The organism is Sphingobium sp. CFD-1, from assembly GCF_024611115.1.
Classification (GTDB): Bacteria; Pseudomonadota; Alphaproteobacteria; order Sphingomonadales; family Sphingomonadaceae; genus Sphingobium; species Sphingobium baderi_A.
In genome coordinates this window covers 2389497-2415800 of sequence record NZ_CP084398.1, presented here as the reverse complement: position 1 = coordinate 2415800, position 26304 = coordinate 2389497, and the positions used below count along the sequence as shown (strand labels likewise).

Annotated in this window: 29 protein-coding genes; 19 read left to right on the top strand and 10 right to left on the bottom strand. The window is 58.7% G+C overall.

Annotation, left to right across the window (positions count from 1 at the left end; translation table 11 throughout):
* Positions 1 to 12 precede the first annotated feature (12 nt).
* A complete protein-coding gene (locus tag LDB26_RS12240) occupies positions 13 to 666 on the top strand; it encodes a TetR/AcrR family transcriptional regulator (RefSeq protein ID WP_231746321.1) in 654 nt (217 codons plus the stop codon).
* A 32-nt stretch (positions 667 to 698) separates the two neighbouring features.
* Here the strand turns inward: LDB26_RS12240 and LDB26_RS12235 are convergent, their stop codons facing one another.
* The 3 genes from LDB26_RS12235 to LDB26_RS12225 all read right to left on the bottom strand — a co-directional run bounded on the left by LDB26_RS12235 (position 699) and on the right by LDB26_RS12225 (position 2936).
* The gene (locus tag LDB26_RS12235) at positions 699 to 1202 is read right to left on the bottom strand and encodes an ester cyclase (RefSeq protein ID WP_062066990.1); all 504 of its coding nucleotides are present in this window, start codon (positions 1200 to 1202) and stop codon (positions 699 to 701) included.
* 39 nt (positions 1203 to 1241) lie between these two features.
* Positions 1242 to 1559, bottom strand: coding sequence for a 2Fe-2S iron-sulfur cluster-binding protein (locus LDB26_RS12230; RefSeq protein WP_062066988.1), 318 nt, complete (start codon positions 1557 to 1559; stop codon positions 1242 to 1244).
* An 87-nt stretch (positions 1560 to 1646) separates the two neighbouring features.
* Complete coding sequence (locus LDB26_RS12225) at positions 1647 to 2936, bottom strand: sulfotransferase (protein ID WP_062068951.1); 1290 nt, start codon at positions 2934 to 2936, stop codon at positions 1647 to 1649.
* A 152-nt stretch (positions 2937 to 3088) separates the two neighbouring features.
* Between LDB26_RS12225 and LDB26_RS12220 the strand changes: the two genes are divergently transcribed.
* The 12 genes from LDB26_RS12220 (at position 3089) to LDB26_RS12165 (ending at position 14163) form a co-directional block, all read left to right on the top strand.
* Positions 3089 to 3967 (top strand): helix-turn-helix transcriptional regulator, encoded by an 879-nt coding sequence (locus LDB26_RS12220; protein ID WP_257538579.1) that lies wholly within the window; start codon positions 3089 to 3091, stop codon positions 3965 to 3967.
* 124 nt (positions 3968 to 4091) lie between these two features.
* A complete protein-coding gene (locus LDB26_RS12215) occupies positions 4092 to 4877 on the top strand; it encodes an SDR family NAD(P)-dependent oxidoreductase (RefSeq protein WP_231746320.1) in 786 nt (261 codons plus the stop codon).
* A gap of 63 nt (positions 4878 to 4940) precedes the next feature.
* The gene (locus LDB26_RS12210; RefSeq protein WP_062066978.1) at positions 4941 to 5453 is read left to right on the top strand and encodes a VOC family protein; all 513 of its coding nucleotides are present in this window, start codon (positions 4941 to 4943) and stop codon (positions 5451 to 5453) included.
* 4 nt (positions 5454 to 5457) lie between these two features.
* A complete protein-coding gene (locus LDB26_RS12205) occupies positions 5458 to 6222 on the top strand; it encodes a tyrosine-protein phosphatase (protein WP_062066975.1) in 765 nt (254 codons plus the stop codon).
* A 103-nt stretch (positions 6223 to 6325) separates the two neighbouring features.
* Positions 6326 to 7519: a DUF1214 domain-containing protein gene (locus tag LDB26_RS12200; RefSeq protein ID WP_062068950.1), complete on the top strand. Its 1194-nt coding sequence runs from the start codon at positions 6326 to 6328 to the stop codon at positions 7517 to 7519.
* Positions 7520 to 7531: 12 nt separating this feature from the next.
* A complete protein-coding gene (locus LDB26_RS12195; protein WP_257538578.1) occupies positions 7532 to 7987 on the top strand; it encodes a nuclear transport factor 2 family protein in 456 nt (151 codons plus the stop codon).
* Positions 7988 to 8047: 60 nt separating this feature from the next.
* Positions 8048 to 9130 carry a TIGR03857 family LLM class F420-dependent oxidoreductase gene (locus tag LDB26_RS12190; protein WP_257538577.1) on the top strand — a complete coding sequence of 361 codons (1083 nt, stop codon included), beginning with the start codon at positions 8048 to 8050 and terminating at the stop codon, positions 9128 to 9130.
* Between the two features lie 2 nt (positions 9131 to 9132).
* Entirely contained in the window at positions 9133 to 10263 is a 1131-nt protein-coding gene (locus tag LDB26_RS12185; protein ID WP_257538576.1) for a phosphotransferase family protein, read from the top strand.
* A 119-nt stretch (positions 10264 to 10382) separates the two neighbouring features.
* Complete coding sequence (locus LDB26_RS12180) at positions 10383 to 11570, top strand: sulfotransferase (RefSeq protein ID WP_257538575.1); 1188 nt, start codon at positions 10383 to 10385, stop codon at positions 11568 to 11570.
* Between the two features lie 18 nt (positions 11571 to 11588).
* A complete protein-coding gene (locus tag LDB26_RS12175; protein ID WP_257538574.1) occupies positions 11589 to 12368 on the top strand; it encodes an SDR family NAD(P)-dependent oxidoreductase in 780 nt (259 codons plus the stop codon).
* Positions 12365 to 13633 carry a hypothetical protein gene (locus tag LDB26_RS12170; RefSeq protein ID WP_257538571.1) on the top strand — a complete coding sequence of 423 codons (1269 nt, stop codon included), beginning with the start codon at positions 12365 to 12367 and terminating at the stop codon, positions 13631 to 13633. Before LDB26_RS12175 ends, LDB26_RS12170 begins: the two co-directional genes overlap by 4 nt.
* Positions 13630 to 14163, top strand: a complete 534-nt coding sequence (locus LDB26_RS12165; protein ID WP_062066956.1) for a VOC family protein — start codon at positions 13630 to 13632, stop codon at positions 14161 to 14163. The genes LDB26_RS12170 and LDB26_RS12165 overlap by 4 nt, the downstream gene beginning before the upstream one ends.
* A gap of 3 nt (positions 14164 to 14166) precedes the next feature.
* On the opposite strand, the gene LDB26_RS12160 is transcribed toward LDB26_RS12165, so the two are convergent.
* Both LDB26_RS12160 and LDB26_RS12155 read right to left on the bottom strand, forming a co-directional pair.
* The gene (locus LDB26_RS12160) at positions 14167 to 14796 is read right to left on the bottom strand and encodes a TetR/AcrR family transcriptional regulator C-terminal domain-containing protein (RefSeq protein ID WP_062066954.1); all 630 of its coding nucleotides are present in this window, start codon (positions 14794 to 14796) and stop codon (positions 14167 to 14169) included.
* A 71-nt stretch (positions 14797 to 14867) separates the two neighbouring features.
* A complete protein-coding gene (locus LDB26_RS12155) occupies positions 14868 to 15140 on the bottom strand; it encodes a PRC-barrel domain-containing protein (protein WP_062066950.1) in 273 nt (90 codons plus the stop codon).
* 144 nt (positions 15141 to 15284) lie between these two features.
* On the opposite strand from LDB26_RS12155, the gene LDB26_RS12150 reads away from it, so the two are divergent.
* A complete protein-coding gene (locus tag LDB26_RS12150; RefSeq protein ID WP_257538569.1) occupies positions 15285 to 16613 on the top strand; it encodes an MFS transporter in 1329 nt (442 codons plus the stop codon).
* Between the two features lie 177 nt (positions 16614 to 16790).
* Complete coding sequence (locus LDB26_RS12145) at positions 16791 to 17186, top strand: carboxymuconolactone decarboxylase family protein (RefSeq protein ID WP_062066945.1); 396 nt, start codon at positions 16791 to 16793, stop codon at positions 17184 to 17186.
* A gap of 61 nt (positions 17187 to 17247) precedes the next feature.
* Here the strand turns inward: LDB26_RS12145 and LDB26_RS12140 are convergent, their stop codons facing one another.
* Entirely contained in the window at positions 17248 to 18540 is a 1293-nt protein-coding gene (locus LDB26_RS12140; RefSeq protein WP_062066942.1) for an MFS transporter, read from the bottom strand.
* Between the two features lie 258 nt (positions 18541 to 18798).
* Here LDB26_RS12140 and LDB26_RS12135 point away from each other — a divergent pair, with 258 nt between their 5' ends.
* The 4 genes from LDB26_RS12135 to LDB26_RS12120 all read left to right on the top strand — a co-directional run bounded on the left by LDB26_RS12135 (position 18799) and on the right by LDB26_RS12120 (position 23962).
* Positions 18799 to 19677 carry an AraC family transcriptional regulator gene (locus LDB26_RS12135; RefSeq protein ID WP_062068949.1) on the top strand — a complete coding sequence of 293 codons (879 nt, stop codon included), beginning with the start codon at positions 18799 to 18801 and terminating at the stop codon, positions 19675 to 19677.
* Between the two features lie 170 nt (positions 19678 to 19847).
* Positions 19848 to 22250: a TonB-dependent receptor gene (locus LDB26_RS12130; protein ID WP_257538567.1), complete on the top strand. Its 2403-nt coding sequence runs from the start codon at positions 19848 to 19850 to the stop codon at positions 22248 to 22250.
* A gap of 86 nt (positions 22251 to 22336) precedes the next feature.
* A complete protein-coding gene (locus LDB26_RS12125) occupies positions 22337 to 22474 on the top strand; it encodes a hypothetical protein (protein WP_156415298.1) in 138 nt (45 codons plus the stop codon).
* Positions 22475 to 22780: 306 nt separating this feature from the next.
* Complete coding sequence (locus tag LDB26_RS12120; protein WP_257538565.1) at positions 22781 to 23962, top strand: cytochrome P450; 1182 nt, start codon at positions 22781 to 22783, stop codon at positions 23960 to 23962.
* 104 nt (positions 23963 to 24066) lie between these two features.
* On the opposite strand, the gene LDB26_RS12115 is transcribed toward LDB26_RS12120, so the two are convergent.
* The 4 genes from LDB26_RS12115 to trmB form a co-directional block, all read right to left on the bottom strand.
* Positions 24067 to 24513 carry an SDR family oxidoreductase gene (locus tag LDB26_RS12115; protein WP_373886114.1) on the bottom strand — a complete coding sequence of 149 codons (447 nt, stop codon included), beginning with the start codon at positions 24511 to 24513 and terminating at the stop codon, positions 24067 to 24069.
* A gap of 62 nt (positions 24514 to 24575) precedes the next feature.
* Complete coding sequence (locus tag LDB26_RS12110; RefSeq protein ID WP_156415297.1) at positions 24576 to 24713, bottom strand: hypothetical protein; 138 nt, start codon at positions 24711 to 24713, stop codon at positions 24576 to 24578.
* Between the two features lie 283 nt (positions 24714 to 24996).
* Entirely contained in the window at positions 24997 to 25323 is a 327-nt protein-coding gene (locus LDB26_RS12105; RefSeq protein ID WP_062066934.1) for a hypothetical protein, read from the bottom strand.
* A gap of 241 nt (positions 25324 to 25564) precedes the next feature.
* Complete coding sequence (gene trmB, locus LDB26_RS12100) at positions 25565 to 26260, bottom strand: tRNA (guanosine(46)-N7)-methyltransferase TrmB (protein ID WP_062066931.1); 696 nt, start codon at positions 26258 to 26260, stop codon at positions 25565 to 25567.
* Positions 26261 to 26304: the final 44 nt, after the last annotated feature.

Below are 26304 nucleotides of genomic sequence, written 5' to 3'. Positions count from 1 at the left end.
ATGGATCAATTGATGCTTGATCGACCTCAGCGTGCTCGCGGCCGTCCCGCGCTCAATGCCAAGCAGGCGGTGGATGAGGACAAGTTGCTGGGGCTGGCCTTTGCGACCTTTGCGGAACGGGGCTATGAGGGGACGACGTTACGCGACCTCTCGAAGCGGTTGGGGGTCAGCCATAATCTGCTGAATGTCCGGTTCGGCCGGAAAGAGGATCTGTGGATACGTGCGGTCGACTGGCGCATGGCGCAGGCATCGCCTTTCGTTGAAACCGCCTTCGATGAACGCGCCGATCCGGAAGTGCGGTTGCGCCACTTGATCCAGCGCTTTTGCCTGTGGGCCACGCGCAATGGCGACATCGTATCGCTCACCAATGTCGAAGGTTGTCGCTCCACCTGGCGACTCGACCATATTGTCGAACATTTCGTGCTGCCATTCCAGCGGCGGCTCGACAGTCTGTTGGACGCGGTGCGGTTGCAGCGACCGGTTGATGGCCTGTCGACGGCGGCGCTGATGGCGCTGTTGGTGCAGGGGGTTGGCTATTATTTCTGTGCCGTGCCGATGCAGCAACGGTTGGGAGCGGGGCATGAAGTGGATGATGCCCACGCAGTACGGCAGGCAGAGCGCCTGGCGGCTTTTCTGCTTGCCGCCCTCCTTCCGCCTGTCGTTTGACTGGCGGAAGGAGGGCGGCAATCCAGAGAGGCTTATTTATACGGATCGACCGGCTGCGGCACTTCAACGACACCGATGTCCTTGAGCATGGTCAACACGTCGGAAATGCTGAAGATGCTGACGATCTTGTCGTCCTTGAACTTGACGATCGAGAACCAGTTGACCTGAAACTCGTTGCCGGTGGGCTGCACGCCCATATAGGGACCACCGACATGCTTGCAGTAGTGGGTGGCGTAGATCCAGATTTCATCGTCGCCCTTGCCGACCGCGTCGATGGTCTTGTAGGCGGCGGGGAAGAAGGTTTTGTAGAGCGCGACCGGCGAGGTCTTCCACTGCTCATACGTGCCCAGATCCGGTCGATTTGGATTTCCATAGCGAAAATCGGGATGGAAGAAGCGATCCATCCCATCAAAATCGCCTGCGTTCAGGGTTTCCTGCAGATCGGTCCAGTGCTTGACCATCTTCTTCTGCTTGTCGGTGAGCACGGTCGATCCCGACACGTCAAGCTGATCACGAATAGGTTCTTTCCAGGCCACGATAATCCTCTCATTCACTAAAGGTTGGGGGCAAAAAACTCAGTCTTCGGGCGCTATGGTGACCGTAAGGCCTGATAGAGCGTCCGTCATCACGACCTGACAGGACAGGCGCGAATAGTCGTTGCGATGCGGCGATCCATCCAGCAAATCGCTTTCGTCGTCCGACACCGGGGGCAGGGATGCTGCGAAGGCCGGATCGACATAGACATGGCAGGTGGCGCAGGAACAGCAGCCGCCGCATAGTGCCAGCAACTCATCGAAGCCGGCATCGCGAATGGCTTCCATCACCGAGACATCGGCGGTTGCATTGATAATCTGCTGGGCGCCGTCGCGAGTGATGACGTTCAATTCAGGCATGACGTTCCTCTGCTGGAATCGAGATTGAGCCCTCCTAATCGTGCCGCCCCGACTTCCCTCCTGTCGAAAGGCAGGTCGCGGGATCGGCTATTTGACTTCGACCTGAACCGGGAAGCGATCGAAATAGAAGGCGAAGGGCTGGCGTAGCTCCTCTCCCGTCACGTGGAAATCGCGTTCCAGATCGTAGACGATCTTCCCCTTGGCCTGTTCGCCATGCTCGGCCAGATAGCTGTGCAGATCGGCCAGTGCCTGATCGGTCAGTGGAATGTCGGCGATGCGGTATATTTCTTTCAGGATAGGATCGGGATTCCTGATCCATTCGTGAAAATAGACGTCGATCGTCTGGTCTGGAGGGAGGATGTCGCGATCCCGAACACAGGCGCGGAGCAGCTTTTCATAGCGGTCGGGCCAGTAGCCGAGCGGTTCCTGAATATCGATCTTCTTGCGGAACATCCGTGCGGCATAGGTGTACATGGTGAGCTGAGACCGGATCGAGCCGACTGGATCGCGGTGGGTCAGGACGAAGGTGGCGTCCGGGAAAGTCTTATAGAGCGCAGGCAACTGCTCCATATGCTGCGGACATTTGATGACCCAGCGGTTCGGACCATTCAGGAATGTCAGCACCTGAAGGCATTTCTTCAGATAGGCATAGGTGCCCGACTGATCGTGGCTCAGATAATAGTCGCGCCAGCGCGGCACCAATGCCAGCCACTCGATCAGATAGGAGGAAAAGTCGGGTGCCTGAAGCTCGATGTCCTCGCTGATATGGTCGGGCGAAAATTCATGCATGATCGCCATATAAGGCAGGATGGATTCCATCATCCGCCAGCCATGTTCCGCCTTGGTCCAGCGGGGATTGTCGTCCTCTGCGGTGGGGATTTCATCGGGCGCGGGGACCGGCGCGATCGCTTCCCACCAGGGCAGCGAGCGAAAGCGGCGATCGGCCGACAACAGGCCGAGCAGATGAGTGGTGCCCGATCGTGGAAGGCCCGCTACGATGATCGGCCGGTCGATCTGGATATCCAATATTTCCGGATGGCGCTTCACGATGTCTTCGATCCGCAAGCGGGTCGCGGCATAGCGGATCATCATCTGGAACAGATTGGCGCGCGTGACGGCTGAGGCATTGCCGTCCTCGTCTATGGCCTGGCACCATATGGCCAGCCGCTCGCGAAAATCGTCCGCCCCGAAATCCGACAAGCTCGTCTGCGCCTGTGCCGCACCCAGGATGATTTCCGGTTGAAAGACGATCTGATCCGCCGCCGCTTCCGCCCCGGCCATCACCTGCTTCTGAACATCGGTCAGCACGGGATGATGAAGATCGGTAATATCGATGATATTCTGGCGCGCGGCCTTTTCCTGCGCGGGACTGCCCATATCGCTCTCCTTGCATTTGATACGCCAATTAAAAACGCCGACCCTCTCTTCGGCAAGGTGCGCCGCCATCGCGGCTGCGCCAAATACCGTGCCATAATGCCATCCTGCGCGTCGATCATGTTGCGGTAGGCAGAACCGTTCGGAGAGGATGGATGAACCCAGTTTCCCAGGTCTATGATCTGCCGGTCACTCCGGCCATGGAGTGCACGGTCAAGGGAAGGATCGCGCTGCCCGGCGTCGTAATGGAACTGCATCATTATCGTTTTCGCGGTCAGCAGGGCGCTATTTTTTCGTCACCGCGAAGCTTTCTGGATCTGGCGCTGTCCCCCCGCCCCGGCCAGCCCTGCGGTGGTTATGGCGGGATGATTGAAGGCGGAGCGAACGCTCTGGGCGATGTGCTTTTCGTGCCGGCTGGAAGCGAGCTTCATACCAAATGGGGAGAGGGCGAGCAGACGTCGATTTGCTGCGGTTTCGATGGGTCGGGATTCGATAATGATGAGCCGGACTTGTCCTGCGACGCGTTGCAGGCTTCGCTCGACGTTCGCAGTCCAGCCGTGCGTGACGCGTTGCGGCGCATTGCCAGCGAGATCGCGCAGCCGGGGTTTTGCAGCGAGATATTGGCTCAGGCGATATGGGTTCAGACCGCGATCGAATTGCAGCGCTATCTGCGTTTCTCCGGTGGAGAAGGTGAAATGCGGGTCAGTGGCCTGTCCCGCTCCAAGCTTCAATATATCAACGAACGGATCGAGCAGTCGGGCAAGCCACCTTCCGTTGCGGAACTGGCGGCGGAATGCGGCCTTTCCACGCGCCATTTCTTTCGCCAGTTCAAGACTGCCACAGGCCAGACACTTACGAGCTACGTCACCGACCGCAAGATCGGCCGGGCCAAGCAATTATTGCGTCAGCCCGGCCCTGCAATAAAGGTGATCGCCTGGGACTGCGGCTTCGACAGCGCGGCGGCCTTTTCCGCGGCTTTTCGCAAGGCTACCGGATTTACGCCACGGCAGTTCCGCGAAGCCATGCTCCATTAGCGGCAGGGCCGTTTCGCGATGGCATTGGCGCGATCACGAAAGTCGCCCGGCTTGTCGACAAGTGCGTCCGTCAGCAATGTTGCGTTAAAGTTCCGCCTCATTGGCGGTCATTGGGAGAGTGGATGTGCCGGAAAACCTGTTCGACCTTAGTGGCAAGGTGGCTTTGGTCACAGGCGCTAATTCTGGGCTGGGATTCGGCTTTGCCCGTGGTCTGGCCCGTGCCGGCAGTGATGTTGTTCTCTGGGGACGTCGCGCCGATAAGAATGAAGAGGCGGCGGAGGCCCTGCGCGCCTATGGCGTGCGCGTATTCGCCGATGTCGTCGATGTCTCCAGCGAACCGGATATTGTTGCGGGCTTTGCGCGCGCGCTCGAAGCCATGGGCCGGATCGACACGGTGGTTGCCAATGCCGGTATTGCCAGCCGGGTTGCATTTACGGACATGGACGTCGCCACCTATCGCAAGCTGATTGACGTAAATCTCGATGGGGCGGTCTTTACCTTGCGTGAGGGCGCAAGGCATATGAAGGCGCGTGCCGAAGCAGGCGATCCCGGCGGATCGCTTGTCATCTGCGGCAGCGGTTCCATCTTTCAGGGCGTGCCCTCCATGGCGCATTATGGCATTGCGAAAGGTGCGCTGAACTCACTGGCCAAAGCGCTGGCGGCTGAACTTGGGCCGATCGGCGTGCGCTGCAACGTGATTGCTCCGGGGTTCATCGAAACCGAGATGACTTTTGCGGACCCGGAACTCGGCAAGGCAATTGCCGACATAGTCGCTGCCAAGGCTCCGCTGGGCCGTGCCGGAAAGCCCGCCGATCTGGAGGGAGCGGTTGTTTATCTTGCGAGCGACATGTCCGCCTATCACACTGGTGATACGCTGGTGGTGGATGGCGGCAAGATGTCCGCCAACTGATCGTCCGGCAGGTGCCGCACCGAGATTTTAACAGCGATCTGCCGGTAATATCAGGAGAAATGCATGTTCGCTCGGCCCAACAGTCAGCATAGCCAGATTGCCTATGTCACCAACGATCTCGACGCGGCGATGGCCGTGTTCAGGGATGCCTATGATACGCCAGCTTTCTTCGAGATGTCGAACATCCAGCCCGGTGAAGATCCGGCTGGCAGAGAGGTGCTGAAGATCGCGCTGGCAGTGGTGGGCGGTGTCGAGATTGAACTGATCGAGCCTGTCGGAGACACGGCGCCGCTATTCAAGGACGTCCTGCCTGTTGGCGATGGCCTTGCGATCCGCTTTCATCATGTCGCAACCCGGATCGACGGGGCGCTCGCCAATTGGGACGCGCATATCGCCTCGCTCGACCTGAACAAGCATCCGGTGGTGTTTGAAGGGGCCATGGGCGACATGCTACGCTACATCTATACCGACGAGCGCGCTACGTTGGGCCATTATGTCGAGCATGTCTGGATGTCGCCCGACCTATTGTCGCAAATGCGCGCCGTGGTGCCGAGCTATCCGCCAGTAAAGGACTGACTGCATGACCATCGCCCTGTCCCGCCTCAACTTCCGCGATATTGGCGGCCTGCCGACCGGGCGGGGCGGTCAAATCCGGTCCGGCATATTGTTCCGATCCGAAGGTCCGGCCAGTTTCGTCGAAGATCATCATGCGGAGCTGTCTGACCTGGGTTTTCGCGCAGTGGCGGACCTTCGATCGGAGATCGAGCGGGACGCGGCCCCTCATGGTTGGTGCGGTCCGGATTGCCGGATGCTCGACCTCGACATGAATACCGATCTGCGCGCGCAGGGTGAGGATATGTGGACATCGCTCGGTCGCGAGCCGACCGCTGCCCGTGCCGCCGAGGTGATGGCGCATAATTATGGTCTGATGCCGCAGGCCTTTCTGCGTCATTTGCCTGTGATGGTCGATGCGCTGCTGGCCCATGATACGCCCATGCTGGTACATTGCACGGCGGGGAAGGATCGAACTGGCGTCGTCGTCGCTCTGTTCCTCGACCTGTTGGGCGTGCCGCGCCCCGTGATCGTCGAAGATTATCGCAAATCCGACATATTTGGCCAGAATTTGCGTATGTCAGGGCATTTGAAAAGCGACCTGCAAAAGACTTTCGGCTTTGTGCCGCCCGATGACATGGTGGCTGTGCTGATTGGCGTGCAGGATGATTTCCTTGCGAGCGCGCTGGATACGGTCGCGACTCAATGGGGCGGGATCGACGACTATTTCGAAGCGGCAGGCGTGAATGGCCAACAGCGTGGAGCGCTGCGACAGCTTCTTGCCACGGACTAGGCGGGAAATATGCGTGGGTGCGTCCGCGACGCTGGCCGGGCTTCTGCTGCCTGGCGGCGCGCTGGCGCGGTCTGTAGATCGAACCAGATTGGTGGAGAATGATATGAGCGACACTGGCATTTTCGAATGGGAAGAGTTGCTGGACCAGCTTCGCCCGTTGGGCCAATTGATGCGCGAGCGCATCCCCGAAAGGCTGCGTAGCGATCCGCATGTCATGCAAGAATCGATGCGTCTGCTGCTGTCGGGTGTGTTGCGAACCACGAACGATGCGATCATGCACGACCGTAGCCACCCGATCTTCGTGCCCGAACTCAACATTTGCCAGAATATCTTTCAGCCCAATGCCGACACGATCTACAAGGCGGCGCTGATCGAAAAGGGCGGCACATATCGTATCCGGGGCGATCGCGGCACGACGCGGATGATGATCCTCGCCCAGCTTGGGCCGGATACGCTACGCACCGGCCAGCATCATCCCGCGCAGGACGCCAATGATTTCGACGATCTTCAAATCGGTTCGGACGGTAGCTTCGATGTCATCCTGTCTCCACAACGCCCTGCCGGTCACAAGGGGGATTGGTGGGAACTCAAGCCTGCGACCGAAAAGCTGATGGTGCGGATTGTCGCCTGCGATTGGGGCATCGAACGCGAGCCGCGTTTCGGTATCGTGCGCCTGGACGCGGAGAAAGCCGCCAAAGGACGGCCGACGCTGGCGGAATTGGCGCATCGCTTTGCCGAAATTCCCGCTACGGCGACCGTTTGTGCGCTGGCCTTTCCTGACAAGGTGCAGAAATTGCGGGACGAGGGTCTCATCAACACGCTGAAAGTCGTAGACTTCTCGCAAATGACGGGCCTTGCCCGGCAATCCTATTATGAAGGGGCCTATGAACTGGCCGATGACGAGGCGCTGATCACTGAGGTTAAGATTCCCAAGGAGGTCGACTATTGGTCGCTGATCCTCACCAACGAACTTTATGAGACAACGGATTGGTATCATAATCAGTCCAGCCTCAATGCAGCGCAGGCCGTGATCGATAGTGATGGTTATTTCCGTGCTGTCATTTCGGCCGGTGATCCGGGCGTTCATAACTGGCTCGATACATCGGGCTATCCCAGCGGCGCGGTGCAGGGGCGCTGGTTCAACACCGATGAGCGGCCCACGCCGACGATGAAGAAGGTAAAACTCGCCGATGTGCAAAGTCATTTGCCTGTCGATACAGTGCTGGTGAAGCCGGACGCGCGCGCCGAGGCAATCCGCGAGCGTACGCTCCGCGCGCACACCCGCATCATCTGGTAAAGGAAGAGGACTGTGAGCGAAGAACTTTCGAGGCTACTCGACTATGAGGCGATCCGCAATGTGAAGGCGCGCTATTGCCGCCTGCTCGACACAAAGGATTGGGATGGTTTCATTACCCTGTTCACGCCCGATGCCGTGATGGACGTGGAAGAAGATACCGGCAATCCGCCAATAACCGGGCATGCCGCTATCCTCGACCAGGTGCGCTTCGCGGTCATTGACGCGCAATCGGCGCATCAGATCCACTCATCGGAAATCGACCTGCGCGGGGATGAGGCGGATGTCATTACGGCGATGCAGGATCGGGTGGTCTGGGCGCCAGGCAAATGCCCGATTCCGGGCGGCCAGTCGATAACCGGTTTCGGCCATTACACCGAACGTTATGTGCGTCGGGATGGGCAGTGGAAAATCGCCGCGCTCAAGCTCACGCGCCTCTATGTAGAGGTGCATCCCGAACCTGCCCTTTGACAGGTTGCCAATGGTCCTCCGGGCGGCAAGGCAATGGCATTTATCTGAGAGGACATGAGAATGACGGTAGCGGTGGAGCCGGGCGCACAGGCACTTTTCGATAAGTTCGGCACCTATATCCTTCCGGGGCGGGTCAATGATCCGCGCCGTGGCATCGATGAAGCGAAAGAGGCCGAAAGGATCGGTCTGGGTTGCGTCTGGATTTCGGAACGCTATGCACTGAAGGAACCGGCGGTGCTGGCCGGTGCGGTGGCCGAGGCGACGTCCAAGATCCGTATCACTGGCACCATGTACGCGACCATGCGTCATCCGCTGGTCACCGCCAGCGTAGCCGACATGATGCAGGCGATGAGCGGCGAGCGTTTCCGCTTGATGTTTGCCCGCGCAGTCCCTGCCTATATGAAGATGTTGGGATCGCCGCCGATCACCATGGAGCGGTTGGCTGACCTGATCTCCATTTGCCGCCGCCTCTGGGCGGGCGAAAAGGTCGATTATGATGGTGTGCTGGGCAAGTTTCCGGCGATCAACCTGACCGACCGTCATGGGGGCACGCCCCCGCCGATCATCTTCACCGCCATCGGTCCCAAGAGCCTGGAATTTGCCGGCGAGCATTGTGATGGTGTGCTGCTGCATCCCTTCGTGTCGGCTCAGGGGGTGAAGAATAGTGCGAAGATCGTCCGCGATGCGGCGGAAAAGGCCGGGCGCGATCCCATGTCCGTGCGTATCTACCATAATATCATCGTTGCGCCCGACCTGCCCAAGGACGAGGAGGAAGCCGTCGTTGGTGGCCGCGCCATCACCTATTTCGAACTGCCCGGCTTTGGCGATTTGATCGTCGACATCAACGGCTGGGACAAGAAGGTGCTGGAAGAGATCCGCGCACATCCCAAGATTGCGGGACTTAATGGCAAGCCGGCCGATCAGGCCTATACGCGGCAAGAACTGGTCGATGTCAGCCGCCTCATTCCGCAGCAATGGCTGGACGAGGGCGCTGCGGTCGGGACCGCCGCCCAATGCGCCGATCAGTTGATGGGGTTCCTTGATGCAGGCGCGGATGAGATCCTGCTTCACGGTTCTTCACCCAAGGACATGGGGCCGCTCACCGCTGAACTGAAGCGCGCGCTGGGGGCAAAGGGATTGTAATCATGGAACTATTGACCCCTGACCGTATCAAAACCCAGTTGCAGAACTGGCTGACGAGCGAAAAGCCTGATTGGCGCGATATTCAGGTCCATCCGCTCGACGTCACGCTGGGGGCGGGCTTTTCGGCGGACATCTTCTTTGTCGATGTCGACTATGTCGATCCGGCTGGAGCGCAGAGCCAGACGCTGGTGGTGCGCCGCCAGCCGATGGACCTGGAGGTCGTGTTCGGCAGCAGCCTCGCGCTTCAGGGCAAGATGATGGCGGCACTCGACGCGCGCGGCGACCTGCCCGTGCCGTCATGGATCGGCATGCATCTCGATCCCGATATTCTTGGCCTGCCCTTTCTCGTCATGGGAAAGGTCGAAGGGGAATGCGCCAAGCAGAAACCCAACTATAATCTCGAGGGCTGGCTGGTCGACATGACGCCGGAGCAGCGACGTCAGACATTCACGAATGCGATCAACGCGTTTGCTAGCCTGGCGAAGATTGACTGGCGCGACGGATTTGAATTTCTAGTCCAGCCGCAAAATGGGAAGCCCGGACTCGATCAATATGTCGGAGCTCTGGAGGCATGGCATAAGGCAGCCGGACGTGGCCGCACCATGCCAATCGTCGATGCCGCAATGGCGTATGTGCGGGCAAACATGCCCGCCGATGCGGATGTGAATGTGTTGTGGGGCGATCCCACGCCTTCGAACGTCATGTTCGCGGCCGACGGTAGCGTCAATGCGCTGATCGACTGGGAACTCGCGGCGCTGGGGCCGGCGGAACTGGATCTCGCATGGTGGCTCTATTTCGACGATCTGTTCGGCCGACGGTTCGGCGTAACTCGTCTGGAAGGCTTGCCGAGCAAGGACGAGACCATCGCCATCTGGGAAGCCGCGAGCGGACAGAAGGCCGAACATCTCGATTATTATGATATCGTTGCCGCCCTCCGCATGGCGCTCGTTGCGGTAGGAGCGTTTGATCGGCAGGTTGGCATCGGTAACATCCCGGCGACGAACAAATCGCTCAATGATAATTTCATGACGCTTTATCTGGCGGAAAAGATGGGCCTGCCTATCCCGGAACTGGGGCCGGATTTCGTAGCGTTCATGAAGAATCTGACGCCGGTCGAGGAAAAGGCGGCCTGAAACCGTCGGTATAAAATATGTTTGATCGCTTGACGCCTCGTTTGAATAAATACACGGTGTGGAATAATAATATGTAGGAGAAGGCGAGTCATGAAGCGGCGGCTGGTCGAGGTACGGCGATGAATGCGCGGGTCGAGGAGCGGAAGCCTCTGGAGGCCGATGCGCTGATCGCCGAAGCGCGTGCCGCGACAGGTTTGGCGGATTTTGGTCCTGACCTGTCGTTCATGACGGGCTTTCGGCGATTGGTCGATGCGGTCGAAGCGATGAAGCCGCCAGCCCAGTTGCGGGAAACCGCGCATCACAAGATCGTTGGTCTGCTTTCAACCCGCCTGCGCTATGTCGAGGATGAGAAGCGGCATCCCGATATCGTAACACAGGAGGTGGGCGATCCGTTGATCGTCTGCGGTCTGCCGCGCACGGGTACGACAATTACCTATGACCTGCTCTGCCTCGATCCCGCCGCGCGTGCGCCGCGCGAATGGGAATGGTATATTCCTTGGCCTGCTCCTGAAATAGCGACCTTCGACAGCGATCCGCGCATTGCACAGGTGCAGGCCATCTATGAAAACTGGCTGAAACATGCGCCGCAACTGGCGGATATTCAGCGGATGGATTGCACGCAGCCCGGTGAGTGCAACCATGGCATGATGCTGCATTTCGCCAGCACCAATTTCCCAGCAGAACTGGGCGTTCCGGATTTCGCCCGCTGGTTGCAGGAAACTGTGCCGGAAGGGCAATATCGCACCCATAAACGGATGCTACAGCAATATCAGTGGAAAGGGCCGAAGGGGCGCTGGACACTGAAATCGCCGCAGCATCTCATGGACCTTCCCGGCCTGGTGGAAGCCTATCCCGGCGCAATGCTGGTGTGGACGCACCGTGATCCGGTGAAGACCTTCTCCTCCCTCGCCAGCATGATATCGGGCTTCCTCGCGGCCGTCGGCGCCCCCCAGGATGACAAGGCGATAGGCCGTTCGGTGTTCGATACCTGGAGTGCGGCGCTGGCGCGTGCGACTGCCGCTCGCGCTACCCGTCCCGATATCGAGGCGCGGATCATCGATCTCGCCCATGCCGACATTGTTACTGATCCCATGGGTTCGGTCGAGCGCATCTACAAACGCTTCAACCTGCCTTTCAGCGACGAACATCGTACGCGCGTCAGCCAGTTCCTTACCGATAATCCGGCCGCCAGCCGCCTCGGCAAGCACAAGCATAGCCCCGAGCATTTCGGCATCGATGCTGACGAGGTTCATGCGCGCCTTTCCGACTATTATGATCGCTACGGCCATTTGCTGGGCCGCGCGTGACCGTTTTTCAGGAGTAGCATGATGAGCGTTCTCGATCGCTTCCGCCTTGATGGGCGTACCGCCATTCTGACCGGCGTTGGGCCGGGTGTAGGGGAACATGTTGCCAAGGCCTATGCCGAACTGGGTGCTAATGTCGTCATCTCTGCACGCTCACAAGACCGGCTTGACCGGATCGCGGAGGAGATCAACGCGGCGGGCGGTGGCAAGGCGATAGCCATTGCGGCCGATGCGGGCGAGAAGGCCGATCTGGAACGGCTGGTAACGGGTGCGCGCGACGCCTTCGGTCCCATCCATATCGTGTTCAATAATGCCGCGGCTGGTGTGGTCTATGCAGCCGATGGCGGGCTTTGGGCGAATACGGACGAGGTGTGGAAAACGGCGATGGACGTCAATGTAATGGCGACCTGGCGCCTGACCGAGCTGACCGAGGCTGACATGAAGGGGCATGGCAAGGGCAGCATCATTTCGGTTCAGAGCTGTGGTGGTTTCACTCCGATTCCGCCTGCGGTCGCCTATGGCGTGTCGAAAGCGGCTTTGTTGTTCCTGGTCCGCGAACTGGCAAAGTCACAGGCGCCGCATACCCGCATCAATTGCCTGTGCGTTGGGTCGATGAGCCCCGATGGTCAGGAAGCGGATATCCATAAGGGGCTGGGCCTTGCCGAACGCAACGCCATCAAGCGCTTCGGCGCGGCGGACGAGGCGGTGGGCGCAGCGATCCTGCTGGCGGGCGATGCCTCCAGCTATACGACCGGTAGCACCATCTTCACCGAGGGTGGTCGGGTAGGCACCATTTCATGATCGCCAATCCGCTCTGGACTGACGATCAGACAGCGGTCGAACGGTTAGCGCTGCGCCTGATTGAGCGCGCCGATATCCGCGCTGCGCGCGAACAGGCGCGTCTCATGCTTCTGGCCGATCCGCTTGGAGGAACGCTCGACGGACGGCTGGGCCTCGATCGAGCGCTTGACCAATGGGTGTTGGGCCTTGCCATGCGCGAAGCCAATGGCGATTCCGCTGATCCCAAAGTGGTCTGGAACATCAGCAATGCCCCCCGGAACTGGTTCGGACATATCTATTCCGGCGCGGCAGTGGCGATCGACAATCCCGATAATTTCAACCGCGAGATCCCGATTGACGGCGATGGACAATATGCAGTGGACATCCGCTTTTCCGTCGACCCGCCGCAATTCAGCATCGTTGCAGAGGTTGAACCGGAGCACCATGCAGGCCTTGGCCGCAATCTGGGGGCGTTGACGCTGCAGCAATTACGGCCCTTTTGCGACAGCGACGGACGGGTGACGGTGACGATAGGCCCCGACGAGGGTGGACCGACTCATTTACGGACCGAACCGGGCACGCGGATTCAGGTTTATACCCGTGACAGTCAGCGTGATTGGCGGCAAGTACCGGCGGAGGTGAGTGTCCGCCGTCTCGACCCGCCATCAGCCTGGAGTCAGCGCGATGAGGATGAGATCGCCCGATCCATCATCGACGATCTACCTGCGTGGGTCGCCTTCTGGTCGGGTTTCAAGAATGATTTTCTGGGGCACCCCGAACCCAATCGGCTGATTGGGCCCAATGGACGGGATGGCGGCTGGGGTTATCTTGCGGGTGGACGCTTTGCATTGGGCGAGGGGCAGGGATTACTTCTTACCATCGATCCTGCGGGGAGCTACTATACCGGCATCCAGATTGCGGACCCCTGGACGATCTCGCCTGATCCGATGTTTCGTATGGTGAGCCTCAATAGCGCTCAGGTCACGCCTGCCGCCGATGGCACGATCAGCTATGTCGTGGCGGGCGTCGATCCGGGCATAGCTAACTGGATCGACACGGCGGGATTGGGAGAGGGGTGGGTATTGCTGCGCTGGCAGGGCGTTCCTGAAGGTGCCGATCCGGCAAGCTTCATCCGCGAAGTGCGGGTCGTCGACCTTGCGGCTATCGACCGCGAAGTGGACGCGGCAGTCCCTCGTGTCGATCTGATCGAGCGGGGCAGGCAATTGCGCGATCGCGCTCGTGAACATGGCCTGCGGACCGGTGCCGCGACCTGGGGAGAAAAATGATGCAACCCAAGGGTTCTATTTTGGAACTATGCCAAGTGGTGCGTGACATGGACAGCGCACTCGATCATTGGACGCGCGTCATGGGCGCGGGCCCGTTTTTCGTTTTTGACGTGCCCGTGCTGCCGGGCCAGATATATCGCGGTGAGCCGACCCAGGTGGCCATGAAGGTCGGGTTCGGCTTTTCCGGCGGGTTGCTGATTGAACTCCTCCAGCAGACGAATGACGGGCCGTCGGTTTTTACCGAGATGCTTGATCGCCACGGTGATGGCTATCACCATGTCATGTTGCGCGTTCCCTATGATGAGGGGGTGGAGCGGCTGTCGAGGGAAGGCTACGCCATGGCCTTCAGCGGCACGATGCCATCAGGCGAAAGGTTCGCATTGTTCGATACGCGTTCGGGCAATGGGGGCTATGTCGAACTGATGGAGATGTCGCCCGCCATCGAAGCCTCACTGGAACGGATGCACACTGCCCATCAGCAATGGGACGGGGTAAGCCGTCCGGTCCGGTCCATGGCCGAACTCGCCTGAATTTCATGCCGTACCGGTGGCGGCGTGGATCGCGCCAAGGAGCATGTCGGTTGCGCGAGTAAAGGCGGCTTCCACCACATCGCGCTGCATTGCCAAACGTGCGTCATTGTCGCTCAGGCTTTCCGCCACCACGACATTGCCAAGTATGACGACGGAAAAGATGACGAGCATCTCTTCGCTCTGTCGCTGCGTCAGCCCAGCTTCGTCCAGTGCGGTGAAGATCGCTTGGCGTATCGCCAGTGCGTTGGGTTGCTCCAGCCGGTCGGCGCTCCTTGACAGGATGAAGGCGGCGGACCCTGGAAAATCGCGATAGGCCAGATGAACCGCGCGGGCGATGCCGCGAAGGCGGCTTTCCCAGTCTGGCGCGGACAGATCGGGCATCCGATCACGGAGGATTTCGTCGGTCAGCAGACCGAGCATCTCCTGCTTGTCGCGGACATGGTGGTAGAGCAGTCGCGGCGACACGCCCAGTTGCTGCGCGACGGGCCGGATATTAAGCGATTCTATGCCGCCCGAGCGAGCCATATCGAGCAAGGTCGCGATCAGCCGACCGCGATCAAGCGCCGGGCCTTCGGATTGCGGCGGCCGGCCACGCCGGGAGGCCCGTGCAGGCGGTTTTTGATTTGCCCTCATGCCTTCCCTTTAAGGGGATGAGCGGCAAGGGTCCATGCCCCGCAGCCAAATCGGGCTGCGGGGCAAGTGGATTACAGCTTCTTCAGTTCCGCATTCGACATGCTGGTCGTGACGCCCTTTTCACCGGCGCTCAGCGTGGTCGCGGGGATGGTAATGAACTTGCCGCGATAGATGACGCGCACAGCGGCCACCGCGCCGTCACCTGCCGTCAATACGCGATCGACCTTGCCAATCTTGGTGCCATCGGCGGAATAGATCGCTTCATTACGCTCTACTGCCGGTGCCTGAGCCAATGCGGGTGCCGCCAGGCCCAAGGCCGTCAGCGCGATGATGATCGTCTTCATATAGAGAATCCCTTTGTCGAAGATATCAGTCTGTTGGCGTAGTGAAAGGATCGTTTCAAGAGAAAACCGATACACATCGGAAAGAAGTTGTTCTATTTGTCTCGGATGCTTGGGGAAAACGGCCGGACGGCAATGGGAGGGGCAATGAGTGATACCAGCGGCTTTGGGGCGCGTGACCGATGGTTCCTGTTGCTGCTTGGCGCGATCTATATGTTCAATTTTATCGATCGCACCATCATTGCTGTAGTGGGAGAGGCGATTCGCCATGATCTTCGGCTGAGCGATCTTCAACTTGGAATGCTCGGCGGCCTGGCCTTCTCGCTCTTCTATGCTGTGCTGGGCATTCCCCTGGCACGATTGGCAGAACGCTATAGCCGAGTGCGGATCATCGCAGTGGTGACGATGCTTTGGTCGTTAATGACGGCACTGTCGGGTGCGGCGGGCAGCTATTTCCAGCTATTGCTGTGCCGCATGGGCGTGGGCGTGGGTGAAGCGGGCTTTACGCCTGCGCTCGTCTCCATGATCTCTGACCGGTTCGATGCTGGCCGCCGTGCTGTTGTCTTTTCGCTCATAGCATTGGGCGTTCCGCTGGGCGGCGCGATAGCAGCGGTTGCCGGCGGCGCAGTGGCGCAGGCTTTCGGTTGGCGACTTGCGCTCGTTGCGGTCGGATTGCCGGGCATCCTGCTGGCGCTGCTACTGCTCGCCACCATCGCTGAACCGGAACGTAAGGATGCGGGCGACCGCGCCGATACGCCACCCTTCGGCATGGTCCTGCGGCGACTGGCGCGTTCACCCGCATTCCTGCATCTGACTTTCGGCAGCGGCTTTGTGGGCCTGGTCGGATTCGGCACCAATCTGTTCCTGATCCCTTTGCTGGTCCGTCGCTTTGACCTGCCCCTCGGTCAGGCGGGCCTTGTGTTCGCACTATCTTTCAGCCTGGCAACGATGGTCGGGCAGGTCAGCGGCGGCTATCTGATCGGGCGCCTGATCCGGCGCAATATACGTTGGGGCGGTTGGGCGCCTGCAATAGCGGTGGGATTGGCTTTGCCTTTCTATCTGCTTGCCATTCATCAATCGGATTGGCGATGGCTGGTTGGCTTTCTCTTCGTAGCGACCGCTTTGCTTTACGCTTTCACCCCGGCAATCATGACCATTACGCAGTCGTTGGTCGAACCGCGCATGCGGGCGTCTGCCGCAGCACTTCATTCCTTTGGCCAAACGGTGGCCGGACTGGGGCTGGGGTCGGTTGTGCTGGGTTATCTCAGCGATCGTCTCGCCGCCTTTCTCTATAAAGGAAATTATGCCGTCGATTGCCTCGCTTCAGGGAACATGCGGCCGCCGGCAGCCTGTCTTTCGGCGGCTGCGGACGGCCTGCAAATGAGCATGCAGCTTTGTGCATTGGTGCTGTTGATCGCGGTTCTTCACTATGTTTTCGCCGCAAAGAATCTCCCTCTCGAAGCAAATGCATCGTGAAAGACGATAAAGTCGTCGAGGGTCGGCCAACGCCTTCCTGATGGGATGGCGGGGGCGCCATGGCTATGCAATTTTCCTGGCCTGTCGATTATACGACATTGTTTGGCCGGTGATTGAACTGGCCCGACGGACTGATCATGCAGTCATCGGCCTTGCAGATGTAATAGGAGAAAAAATATGAGTATTGATGAAGCTCAGTGGCAGAAGGGGCTGGAAGTATTCGATAAAGTTTATGGACCTGGCTCTTCCGAGATGACCCGCCCGTATCGCGATTCTTCCTTCAATCAGGAAATCGTTGGCAATCAGTTCGCCAATCTATGGGCGAGCGATATCCTGTCCATGCGGGAAAAGCGTCTGATGGTGCTGGGCGCGACTGCGATGCTGGGGCGGCCCGATCTGGTGGAAATTCAGATGAACGGCGCTCTCATCAACGGCGAATTGACCGATGAGGAATTAGATTTCATTCCGCTCTTCATGCTGTTCTATGCGGGGGCGGGCAATACGACCGCTCTGTTCCGGGGGATTGAAGCCGCCAAGGCGCGGCGTAAGGAGCGCAGCGCCGCAGCTGGCTGATAAGATCAAGCATGGCGAAAGGGCGGTCTGGTTGAAAGAACCAGGCCGCCCTTTTCTTATTTCAGGCTTCTTCGTTGGCTTGCGCGCGCCGGATCGCGCGCGACGCCAGCAGTAACAGCAATCCACCGGCAAAGGTGAACAGCATAGCCGTGCCGATCCCCCAGGCGACACCCGCAGTGCCGCCGACGAAATCGCTGACGGCGCCGATGAGATAGGCGCCCGCGCCCACGCCGATCAGGTTCGCGCCCAATTGCACCAACGACACAGCGAGCCCGCGTAGGCGCGGTCCGGCCATCGTCACGATGACGGCATAGATCGGGCCGTTATAGGAGGCGCTGAGAAAGCCGCAAGCCATCAGCAATATCAGCATCAGGTTAAGGTCCTGCACAATCACAGTGCCGATGCCCGTTATCGCGGTCAGCAACGGTATCACCGCGCCGAACAATGCCGTTCTTGCCGGATCGAAACCGCCCCGGCGCCGGTTGACCGCGTCGATCACCCAGCCAGCCAGGAAGCCGCCCAACGATCCGAGGCCACCATAAGCGATGGCGATGATGATGCCGGCGCGTGAAATGGGCATGGCATGGACCCGGATCAGGAAGGTCGTGAGCCATGTGCTCATGCCGTAAATGCCGGCCGCGATCAGGACGATGGCGAAAATGCAATAAAGCAAACCTGGCCGCGCCGAGAGCAGGCGGATGCGCTGCACAAGGCCAAGCCGCTCTTCCTGTTGAAGTGCGGCAGGCCCGTCATGTGCTCCACGCTTAGGTTCACGGACGGTCAGCAAAAGGATCGGGGCCAGTAGCAGGCCAGGCACACCGGCGGCGACGAATGCCCAACGCCAGCCCGCAGTCTGCACGATCACGCCGCCGACCAGAAAGGCAATGGCAAGACCGATACCCGAACTGAGATACCAGATGCCGATTGCGGTCGCGCGTCGATCCTCCCCAAAATAGTCGCTGAGCAGCGACATGCCCGTCGGTGATCCGCCCGCTTCGGCGGTTCCTACTGCCGCGCGACCGATCAGCAAGGTCCAAAACCCCGTTGCAAGGCTGCACAACGCCGTTGCCCCGCTCCACAGCGTCAGCGCGGCCGTCATCAGGTTGCGGCGGTTCCAGTTGTCCACCGCGATGCCGAAGGGTAGGGCCGCCAAAGCGAAAAATATGCCATAGGCAAAGCCCGCCAAAATTCCGAGTTGCCCGTCCGACAACGCAAATTCGTGGCCGACCGGCGCCAAGACCAGCCCGATGATGGCGCGGTCGATGCCATGGCAGGTCTGCGACAGCGTCAATATGCCCAATACATACCAAGGGTAGCGGCTGCTGAGGGCGCGTTCTTCCGCCGGAGCTCTCATGACGCTGATTGTCGCAGGACGGGTTGGATATTCATGGCGCGCCTCTCCATTTTCTAAATCGGGCAAACTAGCCGCCTATGCGAGGTGTCACATCGGCGCGCAATAATGGCACTCGGCCAGATCGTGTCGAGTATGGGCCATCATTCGCTGCGGGATGATCGGTGCGCCGCGGCATTTTTGACCTATCCAAAGATAGAAGTTAATCCGGACGGGATAGCTATCCGCGTAATCGCAGAACAGAAGCAGGCAGAGGTAGCGATGTTTCGTCCGGAGAGTGATTGGACTGGTCAGGACAGGTTCGGGGTAAACGATTTCTACATCGAAGCCACGGCAACGATGCGCGATGCGCGTGTTGATGTGCGTCATTTCAACTGGGTTTTGCCTTGCAGCGGCGTTTTCAGCCCGGAAAAACATTATCTCGACTATTCGCTCGACAGTCAGCCGCGCCGCAGCATGGTCAGCATGGGGCGGCCGGATCGGCGTGCGGCTACGGGCGACATTCTTTATATGCCGCCGCATCGTCAATATATCGGCGAACCGGCCCTGCAGGAACGGCATCTGGTCTGCGTCGCTCTGGGAGACGAATTTCTGGAGGAACTATTCGACGGTCAACGTCCGCTTCAGGGGCTGGACCCATGTGCCGATGTCCAGAATATTGCGATGCGCCGTCTTTTTGAAGCGCTCGCCGTGGAATTGCGGACGCCCGGTTTTGCAAGTCAGGTCCTGATTGAATCGATGCTCATGGGATTGGCGGTCGAACTTGTCCGGCATATGGGGCCGCAGACGTTGGGTGGTGTGACATCGCGTGGCGGGCGGCAGGTGCGGCATATCGTCGATTATGTAATGGATAATCTGTCTAGTCCGCTCGGCATCGCCGACATTGCTCGCGGTTGCAACATGAGTGTGCGTCATGTGGCGCGGGTGTTCAAAGAAGGGACCGGTGTCAGCCTTGGTGAGTTTGTTGCGCGCAGCCGCATCGCATTGGCCAAGGAATTGCTGCGGGGCGATAGCGCCCGCATCAAGGAAATCAGTTGGCGGTGCGGCTTCAGCAGCACGTCGGCTTTTTCGGCCGCTTTTCGCGCTGCTACGGGCCAGACGCCCAAGGATTTTCGCTGCCAGTTGTCTCGCATCCACTGACGCGGCGGCGGCCAAAATATCGGGTGGCGGCCAAAACCTGTCGCCGCACAGTCAATTAAGCCTCCGTCACTATGGGGGCGGATAACCCTTGGTTTAAGCGCGCGGCATTATTGCCGTATCACCGTGCCGAGAGTGGCGCGGAGCAAGATAAATGATCTGGGAGGAAAAAAATGATCAAAACCACCACTCTGGGAACGATAGCAACAGGGGCGCTGATTGTCGCACTGGCGCAGCCGGTTTACGCGCAGCAGGCGCAATCGGGTGCCGCAGAAGGCATTCAGGATATCGTCGTCACCGCGCGCCGGACTGAAGAAAGCCTTCAGACCACGCCGATCGCCGTTACTGCGCTCACCCCTGAAGCGCTGACCACCGCGAAAGTTGAAAATGTCGTCGATCTCCAGCGTACTGCGCCGGGCCTTGTCATCGGTCGCGGTTCCGCTGGCGGCGATGGCATCGTCTTCGTCGCTATTCGCGGACAGGGCAATCTTCAGCCTATCTTGGCCAACGACCCTGCCGTCGCCACCTATGTCGACGGTATCTACATTCCCCGGCCTTCGACCGGGATGACCGATATTCAGGACATCCAGCGCCTGGAAGTGCTGCGCGGTCCCCAGGGCACGCTTTTTGGTCGCAACACGACCGGTGGCGCCATCAACATCATTACCAACGATCCGACCGATCAGCTCAGCGGGACGTTCAAGGCCGAATATGGCAATTATGATAATCTGGGCGCGCAGGCCAATATCAATGTGCCGCTTGCCGAAGGTCTCGCGATCCGCCTGAGCGGCGCGATCAACGACCGGGAAGGCTATGGCGATAATCCGATCAACAATCGGGACTTTTCCGACAACCATAGTAAGTTTGTGCGCGGCAAGCTGAAATATGACGGTAATGGCTGGGATCTGACCCTTTCGGGCGATTGGAACCGCCAGACCAATCATGGTCAGCAGATTGCGCTTTGGGACTTCGACAGGAACAGCGCCACGATCAACGCTCTGGGGTTCGCGCCGGGCCTGACGGCTGGCCTGCTGAGCCGGGATAATTGGTGGCGCAATACGGCGATGGGGACATCAGTGCCGGCCAGCATTGGTGCGTTGCCGCCTGAGATTCAGTCGCTTTACGGCGTTCAGCCCTTTAATACTCTGGAAGTATATGGTTTTTCGGGCACGCTCAATGTGGATCTGGGCGGTCTCAACCTCAAGTCCATTACCGGCTACCGCCATTCGATGAACTATGGCCTGAGCGATACGGACGGCACCGCCGTTCCGCTTCTGAGCACTTATGCCGGGTCGGGTTCCTACTATATTTCTCAGGAACTCCAGCTTTCCGGTAATCTTACCGACAGCCTCAGCTTCATCGCGGGTGCCTATGCGGGCAAGGAAAGTGGTTACGAATTCAGCCGCTCGCAGATTTTCGGCGGCCTCATTCGCGATTCCAATGCGGATGTCACCAACAAGACCTTTGGTTTGTTTGCCCAAGCCTATTATGAGCTGACCCCGACCCTGCGCGCCGTGGGCGGTTTCCGTTACACTTGGGATACGCGTAACAGCGTGCTGCATAATGCACAGGTATTTGGTCGGCCCTATGATGCTGTTGACCTGACCACGCCGACCGACATCAATTGCACGGTAGACCCGACGGATCCGGTGACAGCGACCACCTGTAATCAGGCGCAGAACGCTAAGTTCAACTATCCGGCATGGAATGCTGGTCTTGACTGGCAGGCCAGCGACAATCTCTTCCTCTATGTCGCGACGCGTGGTGCGGCCAAGGCCGGCGGCTGGAACCTGCGGGCAGGCGGCTTGCCTGCCTTCGCGCCGGAAAAGGTCAAGGACGTTGAAGCGGGTCTGAAGGTCGATCTGTTCGATCGTCGTCTGCGCTTCAACACCGCGGTTTTCCACACGTGGAAGGATGATAATCAGGCGATCGTCAACAGCTTTGTGGATGGTATAGGCGTTACCCAATATATCCAGAACAACGGCAAGGTGCGTATCTGGGGTTGGGAAAATGAATTGACCTTGGTGCCTTGGGAAGGGATGACGCTCAATGTCAATGGATCGCTTCAGGACGGCAAATATGCGAAGGGCAGCTTCAGCGAAACGCAGGTGGTCGCGGGTAGTGGTTGCACTAATCCAGCAGGGGTCGCGGATGGTTGCGTCGTCGATCTGAGCGGTCTGCCGCTGCTGCAGCTGCCCAAGAAGCAGCTCAATATTAGCGCGACGCAGAAGGTTCCGCTCGGCGCCGGTACGCTGGCCGTCACCGGTGCTTGGTCCTATGTCGGCTCCCAGCATTTCGATGCAGTCCGGGCCGCGGATCAGCAGCCGGACGATATCAAGGCGGGTTATGAAACGGAGAACCGCCTCGGCCGCGTGCCCGGTTATGGCATTTTCAACGGTCGGATCGCATTCCAGCTGGACGATCCGAATGTTGAAATCGCCATTTACGGCCGCAATATCACCAACAAGAAATATCTGCTGCGTCGCTTCCCCGACCTCTATCGGACCCTGGGAATCGCAGCGGCTTATGTGGGACAACCTGCCACTTATGGCGTCGAAACAACGTTCAAGTTCTGATCGGCAACAGCTGATCGGATAAGAGAGCAAGGGGGGAAGGCATGGATAAGACAGCCTTCTCCCCAAGTTCATAAACGGAGATTTGAATGATGATGCGGTTCCAGAACAGCGTTGCGATTGTCACGCGCGGTTCTGCTGCTACGGAACTCCTCGCAGGAAATGCGCGCGATGCGGTTGCTCGTATGTTCCGGGCCATCACGTCTCCGAAAACCGTAGAAATCTAATGCGCGGTGCCGTGGAAATAGCGCATCGTCATCCGACTATCGACGATCTTGCAGGTTCCCAGGCTGGGCATAGTCAATGCCATTCTTGGGCCGGGCTGCACAACTCGCGCCATCACCCCCAGCAGCATGTGCTGTCGCATTCTGTCCACATTTCTTCCATCATATCCTGTCGTCGCGGATTATCCGCGTCCTCGCTAATGCTCGAGGGACGGCTAAGGCCGCATCTGCTATTGGCGAAGGTGAAATCTTTATAATGCTTCGGAGATCATCATGACTGCACTTGCCCAACAGCCCTTGCCTGCCCACGTGCCGGCCGAACTGGCGATGGCGCTCCCGCTCTTTTCGCGGCAGGTGATCTATGACAATCCGCAGGAAGTGCTGATCCCGGCCATGCACGCGGAACTGCCGCCCATCACCTATGTGACCAACATTTTCCCCGGTGATCAGCCCGGTTGGCTGCTCACAAAAGCCGAAGACGTGCAGGCGATGCTGCGCGATGCCGACAATTTCACCAAGAATGGCATGGGGAAATGGGCGCAGAATATCGGCGAAAACTGGCTTGTGATTCCGACGGAGGCTGACCCGCCAATACACACCAGCTATCGCAAGGCGCTCAACAGCCATTTTGCTCCGCAGAAAATGTTTGCGATGAAAGAGCAGGTACGAGAGCGTGCCCGGACTTTGATCCATGCTTTCCAAGATCGGGGTGAATGCGATTTCATTGCGGAATTCTCGGAAAAATTCCCGATCTTCATCGTTCTCGACCTCCTTGGTTTGCCGCAGGAGCGCATGGCGCAGTTCCTTATATGGGAAAAGGAAATGCTCCACTCCAATGATTGGGAGGTGCGTGGCAACGCAGTGCGCTGTGTGAAAAATTATCTGCTGGAAGAAATCGAAGCGCGCCGCCAGCACCCGCGCGATGACTATATCAGTAAAATCCTTACTTTTGAGGTCGAAGGCCGTCTGTGGAACGACGATGAAGTGTTGGGGCATTGCTTCAACCTTTATATCGGCGGTCTGGATACGGTGACGTCGCTGCTGGGCAATATCTTCAATTATCTGGCGTCGCACCCGGACAAACAGAATGAACTTCGTTCCGACCCGTCGCTGATCGTGCTTGCGGTTGAGGAATTTCTTCGGGCTTTTGCACCGGTTACAGCGTTTCGTATCGCAACCAAGGTGATCGAAATTCATGGGCAGAAGATCATGCCCGGAGAATATGTGGCCTTTAGTTCACCCGTGATCGGCCGTGATCCGGCATTTTACGAAGATCCTCAGGCCGTCCGTTTTGACCGGAAAGCGCCGCATATGTCGTTGGGCAGCGGGATCCACAAATGTCTGGGCATGCATCTGGCACGGCTGGAACTGCAAATCGCGGTTGAGGAATTCGTCGCGGCCCTGCCGGAATTCAGGATTAAAGACGGCTTCAAGGTTCCCTATTTCGTAGGGAATATATTGCATGTGCCCGACCTGCATCTTCAATGGTAATGAACATTTTTATTCAGGGAAGATGGCCGTGTGGACGACTATCTTCCCTGATTTTGGTTGGCTGAAGGGGGCGTCGCGCTTTGTTATGGGCCTGCCCGTCTACATCATCCGGCGAGCGAGAGGCGCAGGCCCGCTCCGGTGATCGAAGCTGCATCATTGGATAGCAGGAAGGCAATCACCTTTACAGCGGAGGCAGGCTTCACCCAGGTCGAGGTGTCGGCGTCAGGCATGTCCATACGATTTACCGGCGTATCGATGACGGTCGAAAGCACCGCATTGACCCGAATGCCCTTAGCTTTTAATTCGTCCGCGAAGCTTTCGCTCAGGGCCATCACCCCTGCCTTGGATGCAGCGTAGGGCGTCATGCCAATGCTTACGCCGGCTGCTGCCGCTGCGCCTACATTCACGATGGATGCGCCTGTCGTCAGATAAGGCAGGGCGGCGCGTGACGAAACTGTCGCGATACGCAGATTCAGGCGATACATCCTGTCCCAGCTATCCAGCGTGCCGCCTTCTATCGGCTCCCAGACAAAGCCTCCGGCGATATTCACGGCTCCGTCAATCTGTCCCTGAACATTTTGCAACTTCTCGGTAAGCGGCGGAAATGGCGCTTTCATCCGCGAGATCGGCTCTCCAGGACAAGTGTTTCGCTCTGTGTCGCGGCGGGAGCGACATCCACTATCGCGATCAGTTCTTCCACCACAGCCTCGCCCAGTGCGCCAAGGCGACCCGCGACGATAATATTCAACATTGTTCCCGCTCCATATCCGATCGCTTTTCCATCTCGGTATCTAAACCATAGGCAAACCGCCACTCAGCCCGCTATCCGATTGGATAACGAGCCAGATTCCTGGGGAGAAGCAAGCAAGCGAATGAGGAACGCCCTATAGCATGGTCGGGGGCATGAACCGGATCGTTGGTCCAGGATCGAGAGATTCATATAGAGCTTGATTCCTCGATCGCCGCGGCCGGGTCGGAGTCAAAATCTTCAAACTGCTTCGGAACATAGGTTCGCAATGGCAGCTTATGGGCGCTTACTCTGGAGAATTAGCCGGGTCTTCAGGGGCGCCGAAAGAGAGCGCATCGGCGGTGCCCACATTCTGTTCGCCCGAGAATAGTTGGTCCAGCCGGTTTCGGATTTCTTGCCGATAGGTCTGCGAAACTATCGCCCGTGGCGCAGAAATCTCGATTTCATGGGCTATGACCGTCTTGATTCGTTCGATTGCAGCTTCATCCAGTACATTCACACGCCGCAATTCCGTACAGAGTTGCAAAAGTCCCGCCGCCGTAGCCTGAGCGCGTAGGCCGACATTCGTCAGATCGAAATGCAGCTTCCTCTGCTTGTCCGCGGCGATTGTCATCTTTCGTTCCTCTCCAAATATTTATACTGCACACGTAAACGCGGTGAGGGAATGAGAAGCTGTCTCATGAGATGGGTAAGGCAGCAGTTATGCCACTTTGCACAGAATAGTGAAGCGCGGATGGCATCCGAATCGCTATCGGCGATTTGGCCGACCTTCGTCGTTTGATGTTGCTCGCATGACTCGACTAGAAGCTGGCATCCATTGCTCTGTCGAGCCTTTTAATCGACAAATGGAAGGATCAGCTGCGACGATAGCGGAAGTACCAGACTTCATGGCCCTGACGTCTGGCCTTCGCCTCGTAACGGGTTTCAGGCCATCCGCCGGGACGGACCAGAAAATCGTTCGGTTCCTTCGCCAGCCATTCGAAGGCAGGATGGCCGTTCATCACCATCAGCGCCCAGCGTAGATAGACCGGATGGTCCGTACCGAAACGAAATTCGCCGCCGGGACGTAGTTTCTGCGCGATCAGTTCGACCGGTCCTTTGTTCATCATGCGTCGTTTGGCATGGCGCGCTTTGGGCCAGGGATCGGGATGCAGCAGATAAACGAAGCTGAGCGCGCCATCGGGAATACGATTCAGCACAGACAACGCATCGCCCATGTGGAGGCGAACATTGGGCAGGCCCCTGTCGCGGATATGACCCAACGCACCCACCACCCCATTCAGGAAAGGCTCGCAGCCGATGAAGCCGTGATCGGGCAGCATGTCGGCGCGATAGGCCAAATGCTCGCCTGCGCCAAATCCGATTTCCAGGTGGAGCGGGCGGTCATGGCCGAACAGGCCTTCCGCTGTGATTTCGCCTTTTTCGGGGATGGATAGGGCGGGGAGCAGGCGATCCACCAATTCCTGCTGGCCCGCGCGCAGCTTGTGGCCGGACTGTCGTCCGTAAAGGCGGTTGAGGGTCGTTGGGTCGCCAGATTTGTGCGCGGTCATGGCGGGCCGATAGCGGGCCGGACGAGTGGGAGCAAGCGGGAGAA